7 protein-coding genes are annotated in these 6,669 nt (G+C 74.6%); 5 read left to right on the top strand and 2 right to left on the bottom strand.

The features are described 5' to 3' along the window. Both KS423_RS34585 and KS423_RS34580 read left to right on the top strand, forming a co-directional pair. A partial coding sequence (locus tag KS423_RS34585; protein WP_308020283.1) for a sensor histidine kinase occupies positions 1 to 1,464 on the top strand: 1,464 nt, incomplete at its 5' end. Continuing rightward, positions 1,461 to 2,138, top strand: a complete 678-nt coding sequence (locus tag KS423_RS34580; protein ID WP_224283712.1) for a response regulator transcription factor — start codon at positions 1,461 to 1,463, stop codon at positions 2,136 to 2,138. The genes KS423_RS34585 and KS423_RS34580, both read left to right, overlap by 4 nt. A 22-nt stretch (positions 2,139 to 2,160) precedes the next feature. Here the strand turns inward: KS423_RS34580 and KS423_RS34575 are convergent, their stop codons facing one another. Both KS423_RS34575 and KS423_RS34570 read right to left on the bottom strand, forming a co-directional pair. After that, complete coding sequence (locus KS423_RS34575) at positions 2,161 to 2,622, bottom strand: GNAT family N-acetyltransferase (RefSeq protein WP_224283711.1); 462 nt, start codon at positions 2,620 to 2,622, stop codon at positions 2,161 to 2,163. Positions 2,623 to 2,948: 326 nt separating this feature from the next. After that, positions 2,949 to 3,764, bottom strand: a complete 816-nt coding sequence (locus KS423_RS34570) for an SAM-dependent methyltransferase (protein ID WP_224283713.1) — start codon at positions 3,762 to 3,764, stop codon at positions 2,949 to 2,951. A 240-nt stretch (positions 3,765 to 4,004) separates the two neighbouring features. On the opposite strand from KS423_RS34570, the gene KS423_RS34565 reads away from it, so the two are divergent. From KS423_RS34565 to KS423_RS34555, 3 genes are all read left to right on the top strand, one after another. Next, positions 4,005 to 4,364: a PRC-barrel domain-containing protein gene (locus KS423_RS34565; protein ID WP_224283710.1), complete on the top strand. Its 360-nt coding sequence runs from the start codon at positions 4,005 to 4,007 to the stop codon at positions 4,362 to 4,364. Between the two features lie 127 nt (positions 4,365 to 4,491). Further along, on the top strand, positions 4,492 to 4,758 hold the full coding sequence (locus KS423_RS34560) for a metal-sensitive transcriptional regulator (protein ID WP_224283709.1): 267 nt from the start codon (positions 4,492 to 4,494) through the stop codon (positions 4,756 to 4,758). A gap of 305 nt (positions 4,759 to 5,063) precedes the next feature. Beyond that, a complete protein-coding gene (locus KS423_RS34555) occupies positions 5,064 to 6,500 on the top strand; it encodes an endonuclease/exonuclease/phosphatase family protein (RefSeq protein WP_224283708.1) in 1,437 nt (478 codons plus the stop codon). The last annotated feature ends 169 nt before the right edge of the window (positions 6,501 to 6,669 follow it).

The raw sequence follows: 6,669 nt of genomic DNA, 5'->3' as shown, positions 1-6,669 counted from the left end.
GGCCTCCGGCCCGGCCGGCCCGCCCCCACCAGGGTCGGCGCGCACGAGCCGGCGCTGCCCGGCGAGGGCGCGGCGAGGGCCCCCGACCCGGAGATCACGACCATGAGCGACACCTGGCAGCGCCTGCGCCGCGAGCACCCGCGGCTGCTCGACGCGGCCGGAGGCGTGGCCCTGATCACGGCCACCGGCCTCGGCGCCACCGTCGACCAGACCGGCGGCCGCTTCACCGGACTCGACCCGGTCACCGGTGTCATCGCATTGGCCTCCGCCGTCTCGGTGTTCGCCCATCGCCGCCACCCGCGCGCGGTAGTCGCCGTCACACTGCTGTGCACCATGGTGCTCGCCCTGGTCAGCCCCCGGCTCACCCCGATGCTGGCCACCCCGCTGCTGCTCGCGCTCTACTTCCTCGCCGTCCGCACCGACCGCGCCACCGCGCTGCGCGCCTCGATCGTCACCGCCGTCCTGCTCACCGGGATCGCCCTGCTGTTCGGCCCGAGCGGCCCGATCGGCGAACGGATCGGCGTCCTCGCCTGGGCCCTGCTGCCCGGCGCCCTCGGCGACTCCATCCGCAACCGGCGCGCCCACCTCACGGCCATCGAGGAACGCGCCGAACGCGCCGAGCGCACCCGCGAGGAGGAGGCCCGCCGACGGGTCGCCGACGAGCGGGTCAGGATCGCCCGCGACCTCCACGACGTGGTCGCCCACCACATCGCCCTCGCCAACGCCCAGGCCGGCATCGCCGTCCACCTCATGGACAGCCACCCCGTCCAGGCCCGCGAGGTGCTCAGCCACATCACCGACGCCACCGGCTCGGCCCTCCAGGAACTGCGCGCCACTGTCGGCCTGCTGCGTCGCGCCGAGGAACCCGCCCCGCTCGAACCCACCCCCGGCCTCGACCGGCTGCCCGAGCTGATCAACACCTTCGAGCGGGCCGGCCTGCCGGTCCGGCTCACCGTCGAGGGCGAGGCCCGCCTGCTGTCGCCCGGCGTGGACCTCACCGCCTTCCGGATCGTCCAGGAGTCGCTGACCAACGTGGCCAAGCACGCCCACGGTGCCGACGCCGAGATCACCCTGGCCTACAGCGGAAGCCGGGTCGCGGTCAGCGTCGCCAACGGCCGCCCGACCGCGAGCGGTCGCCGCCGTGCCGTCCCCCTGCCCCAGCACCCGCCGAGCGAGGGCGGCTTCGGTCTGATCGGCATGCGCGAGCGGGCCGGCGCGGTCGGTGGCCGGCTCAGTGCCGACCGGCGGCCCGACGGCGGCTTCCTGGTCACCGCCGAGCTCCCGCTGCGCACCGGCGTCCGCGACGACGGCCCCGAGGCCGTGGGTGCCCTCACCACCGCCGACGTCGCCCGGGCTGCCCGGCTCGCGCGCACCGCCCGTACCGATCGCCCGACACCAGCCGAAGGACAGGACGGCGCCACCCGAGCGGACGGCGCGGTCCGAGAGGACAGGGACCACGCATGACCATCCGGGTACTGCTCGCCGACGACCAGGCCCTGCTGCGCGGTGCCTTCCGCCTGCTGATCGAGGCGGAGGAGGACATGGAGGTGGTCGGCGAGGCCGCCGACGGCCGGGAGGCCGTCGCGCTCGCCCGGGCCACCAAGCCCGACATCGTGCTGATGGACATCCGGATGCCCGGCACCGACGGCCTGGGCGCCACCGCCGAGATCTGCGGCGACGAGGAGCTGTCCGGCACCCGGGTGCTCATCCTCACCACCTTCGAGATAGACGAGTACGTGGCCCAGGCGCTGCGCGCGGGCGCCGGCGGTTTCCTCGGCAAGGGCGCCGACCCGAAGGAGCTGCTCGCCGCCGTCCGGACCGTCGCGGCGGGCGAGGCACTGCTCTCGCCCGCCGCCACCCGGGCCGTCATCGACCGGTTCCTCGCCCAGCCCGGCCCTGCGTCCGCCGCACCCACGAGCGAGCGGCTGTCCGTCCTCACCGCCCGCGAGCGCGAGGTGATGTCGATGGCCGCCACCGGCCTCACCAACGAGGAGATCGCGGAACGGATGTTCGTCAGCCCCTTCACCGTCCGCACCCACGTCCACCGGGCGATGTCCAAGCTGGACGCCCGCGACCGCGCCCAGCTCGTCGCCATCGCCTACCAGACCGGCCTGGTCCCGCCCGGCCGCCCGGCCTGAGCACGCCACGGGCGCGACCGGGTCAGCCGCCGGCCCGCTCCGCGCCCGGGCGCAGCGGGCGGACCCGGGGAAGGCCGAAGGCGGACATCTCCTTCTCCTCGTAGGAGAGGAAGCCCAGCGAGCGGTAGAAAGCGTGGTTCCGCACGCCCTCCGGGGTGGACTCGTGGTCGGTGGAGAGCAGGAAGAACCGGCAGTGCGCGTAGCGGTCCATCAGGTGCTCCATCAGCGCGCGGCCCACGCCCTTGCGGTGGTGGCGCGGATGCACCAGCACGTCCTGGACGTAGCAGACCGCCTCGTCGTCCGAGATGGTACGGGCCAGCCCGAGCAGTTCTCCCGACTCGTCGCGGGCGGTCACGACCAGGTGGGAGTTGGCCAGGCCGCGCATCAGCTTGTCGACGTCGCTGGTGTAGCCCTCCCACTCCACCGCGTCGTACAGCTCGAACACCTCGTCGCGGTCGAACTCCACCTCGCGGGCGATGATCATACGGCCTCCCCGATCACGCGGCTCTCCCCGGAACCGCCGTAACTGACGTGCTCGAACGGCCCATCCTTCATCGAACGGCCCGCTCCGCTCAAGGCGGTCCCGACCGCTGTGCGGAATCCGGCGGTGTCAGGACGGCTGCCGGCCCGCTCGCCCACTCGGCAGGCTGCCCGACCACTCAGGAGTAGCCGGACACCCACCAGGACCGGGTGCGCGGCGCCGTCCTGGCCGCCGCCGATCGGCCGGTCCTGGTCCTGCGACCTGCGTGACCCGGAACGACCGGTACCCCGACGACCGGTGACCGGCGGGCAGGGTCCCCGCAGCCGCGGTCAGGGCTTGCGGGCCACGGCGCCGTACATGCTGACGCGGTCGGCGCCGGGGGCGGGGTCGGCGTCGGGGCGCCAGAGCGGGACGGTGGTCACGCCGGGGTCGAGGAGGTCGAGGCCGTCGAAGAAGGCGCGGACCTCGTCGCAGGACCGGCCGACGAGGGGCGCGGTGGCCTTGTCGTAGACGCCGGTGACCCGGTCGCGGATCTCGGCCGGGATGAAGTCGGCGGTGCCGTGCGAGAGGACCAGGTGGCTGCCGGAGGGCAGGGTGTCCAGCAGGGTGGCGAGGGCCTGGTAGGGCTCGTCCTCGTCCCGCAGGAAGTGGAGGACGGCGGCGAGGACGAGTCCGACCGGGCGGGAGAAGTCGAGCAGTTCCACCGCCCGGACGGCGTCCAGCAGGGCGGCGGGCTCGCGGAGGTCGGCCTGGATGACGGTGGTGCGGCCGGGGCCCGAGCCGGCCATCAGGGCGCGCGCGTGGCTGAGCACGATCGGGTCGTTGTCCACGTAGACGACCCGCGCGCCCGGTCTGGCCGCCTGGGCGATCTCGTGGGTGTTGCCGGCCGTCGGGATGCCGGTGCCGATGTCGAGGAACTGGTCGATGCCGAGGCCGGCGACGCACCGCACCGCACGGGTGAGGAAGCCGCGGTTGGCGCGGGCGGTGGAGCGGAACTCCGGGTTGGCGGCGAGCGCCTTTTCGGCGGCTGCGCGGTCGGCGGGGAAGTTGTCCTTCCCGCCCAGGTAGTAGTCGTACATCCGGGCCGGGTGCGGCACGTCGGGCCGCAGGTCGGCCGAGACCCCGGCGTTGCCGGACTCCCACATGTTCTCGTATCCCACCGCTGCCGTCTCCTCCGCCCGGACACCACTGACCGCTCCACTCGCGGCCCTGCCGGCGGACAGCCTAAAGCCCAGGTCACGGCCCTGGTGCCGGTTGGTCGGGTCACCCCCGTATGTCCCTTTCGTCGGGCCGGGGAGGTGGTGGCCTCGCCGCGCGTTCGCGCCGCTCCCGGCGCAGGATGGGAGATCCGGGCAGTGGAACAGCCGGGGACGGGAGGTCGGGTCATGGGAATCGCCATGGCGGACATCCGGGAGTGGCGCGGCCACGCCGTGGTCGACGAGAAGAGCCGCCGCATCGGTTCGCTGGAGTCGGTCTACGTGGAGACGGCCAGCGACGAGCCGTTCTTCGCCACCGTCACGGTCGGTTTCGCGCGGCGCCGCCGCCTGGTGTTCGTCCCGCTGGACGGGGCGGTGGCCGGACCGGACTACCTCCGGGTGGTGTACCCGCGCAACCAGGTCAAGCAGGCCCCGTCGATCGGTACCGACGACGTGCTGCCCGCCGAGGACGAGCCCGCCGTGTTCGCGCACTACGGGCTCCCGTACGCGACCGGCGCGGGCGGGGAGCGCCGCCTGGCCCGCCGCTGAGCCGTGCCCGGCCACCGCTGACCCGCGCCAGGGAGCAGCCGGGCCGGGCACGGCTCTCGCCACCCGGGAATGAATACCCCGCCGGGTACACTTGTCCATCGACAGTCGATGTGAAAGGCGGCCCGACATGCAGGTGGACGAGGAGGCGGTCGGCGCGGTCCTGAACCGGCTGCGCCGTGCGCAGGGCCAGTTGGCGGGAGTGATCGCGATGATCGAGGCGGGCCGGGACTGCAAGGACGTGGTCACCCAGCTCGCCGCCGTCTCGCGTGCCCTCGACCGGGCCGGGTTCAAGATCGTCGCGAGCGGCATGCGCCAGTGCATGGCCGCCGCCGGCGAGGACGCCCCGCCGATGAGCGAGGCCGAGCTGGAGAAGCTCTTCCTGGCCCTGGCCTGATCGGCGGCACTCCCCTCGGGATCGCGGGCACGCGACGGGGGCCGTGGCGGATTCCTCCGCCACGGCCCCCGTCGCGTGCCCGTGGAGGTTCCCGTGCAGGTGCCTGCGGAAGTTCCCGTACCGCCCGACGCTCCGTCATGCGCCGTTCACGCGTCGGTCGCCGGTCTTCGGGTGAATGAGGACCGCCCGCAGTTGTACAGCCAACTGTGTGCGCTCTCCTTCTCCCAGCCTCCGTGACCAGCCGTACCCGGCACCGGCGCGCCGTCCCCCGGCGGCCCCGGGCCCGGGCGGCGGACAGGACAACCGTGGCCGCAGGCAGCGCCCTGACGCTCAGTTCCTCCCCCAACCCCACCGAAGGCGACCGGCTCACCTTCCACTGGACCACCGACGCCCCCGACGCCAAGAACTGGGTCGGCATCTACGACGGCGACCGCCGGCCCGGCAACGGCGGCTCGCTGCTGTGGAAGTACACCCCGGGCACCTCGGGCGACGTCCAGCTCGACACCTCCGCGCTGACCGGCGGCCCTTACACCGCCTACCTGCTCGCCAAGGACGGCTACGGCATCCTCGCCCGGACCGAGCCGTTCAGCTTCCGCCCCAAGCCCGCCGTCGTCCGTCCGCACGCCGCCGTCGACGCGTTCACGGCCACGCCCGTCGCCCCGGGTGCCGCCGTGACGGTCAGGCTCGGCGGCCTCTGGTCCCGCCCGGCCGGCAACCCGGCCGGCTCCGCCACCTACCGCAAGGTCGGCGGCCCGGCGTGGGCCTCGGTCGGTGCCGACGGCACGCTCACCGGCATCGCCCCCGCCACCCCCGGCAGGAACCCCGAGCCGGTGGTCGTCGGTGTCAGGGACAGTGCGGGTGCCACCGACACCGTCACCGTCCTCGTCCCGATGGCGGACCCGGCCGCCCCGCTGCGCCTCAAGGCCGCCAGCTGGAACCTGCACGACGCGGGCTCGGCCCACACCGACGCGCTGGAGAAGCAGCTGCGGGTGGTCCTCGCCCAGGGCCTGGACGTGCTCGCCCTCCAGGAGACCGCGGGGGAGCGGGCCAAGACCCTGGCCGACGCCCTCGGCTGGTACGCCTACCAGAGCCCGGGCAGCGTCGGCATCCTCAGCCGCCACCCGCTCACCGACGTCACCCCGCCGACCACGGAGCTGCCCGCCGCCGCGGCCACCGTGCGGCTCCCGGGCGGTCGCAGCGTCCGCTTCTGGGCCGCGCACCTGGACGAGGCGGACTACGGCCCCTACGCCGTCCAGGACGGCCGGACCGCCGCCGAGGTGGAGGCCGCCGAGAACGGCTCGCTGCGGCTGAAGCAGGCGAAGGCGTTGGCCGCCGCCGTCCGTTCGGACATCGCCCGGCACACCCCGGTGGTGCTGGCCGGCGCGCTCTCCTCGCCCTCGCACCGGGACTGGACGGCCGCCACCGCCGCCGCCCACCAGGGGGTCGGCGCGCTCGCCTGGCCGGTCACCGTGGCGCTCCAGGCCGCCGGACTGACCGACACCTTCCGCGAGGAGAACCGCGACCCGGTCAAGGCCCCGGGCGCCACGTGGTCGCCCACCCGCAAGCGGCGCGGCGACCGCCCCGAGCCGCAGGACCGCATCGACTACGTCCAGTACGCGGGCCCGCTGAAGCTGGTCGAGGCGCACACCCTGGTCGCCGACTGGCCGCAGCCCGAGCCCGGCTACGCCGCCAACGAGTGGCCCTCCGACACCGCCGCCGCAGTCGCCACCTTCCAGCTCTGAGCGCACCGGCTCCCCAACCTCCAGCTCCGAGAGGCCAGTTCGTCATGTCCGAACTCTCCCGCCGCACCTTCGTCGGCGCCACCGCGGCCGCCGGCGCCACCGCCCTGACCGGCCTGACGGCCGCCCAGGCGGCTGCCGCCCCGGCCCCCGCCGCCGGTGCCAGGCCCGG

Origin of the sequence: Streptomyces sp. LS1784 (genome assembly GCF_020103755.1) — a bacterium.
Taxonomy (GTDB): Bacteria; Actinomycetota; Actinomycetes; order Streptomycetales; family Streptomycetaceae; genus Kitasatospora.
Note: the sequence above shows the minus strand (reverse complement) of the source record. Positions and strands in the feature narration are given on the sequence as shown.

What these genes read in the sequence shown, in the direction of transcription:
- KS423_RS34560 (WP_224283709.1), top strand. Translation starts at nt 4,492, where the DNA reads ATGCAGGTGGACGAGGAGGCGGTCGGCGCGGTCCTGAACCGGCTGCGC.
- KS423_RS34565 (WP_224283710.1), top strand. Translation starts at nt 4,005, where the DNA reads ATGGGAATCGCCATGGCGGACATCCGGGAGTGGCGCGGCCACGCCGTG.
- KS423_RS34575 (WP_224283711.1), bottom strand. Translation starts at nt 2,622, where the DNA reads ATGATCATCGCCCGCGAGGTGGAGTTCGACCGCGACGAGGTGTTCGAG.
- KS423_RS34580 (WP_224283712.1), top strand. Translation starts at nt 1,461, where the DNA reads ATGACCATCCGGGTACTGCTCGCCGACGACCAGGCCCTGCTGCGCGGT.
- KS423_RS34570 (WP_224283713.1), bottom strand. Translation starts at nt 3,764, where the DNA reads ATGTGGGAGTCCGGCAACGCCGGGGTCTCGGCCGACCTGCGGCCCGAC.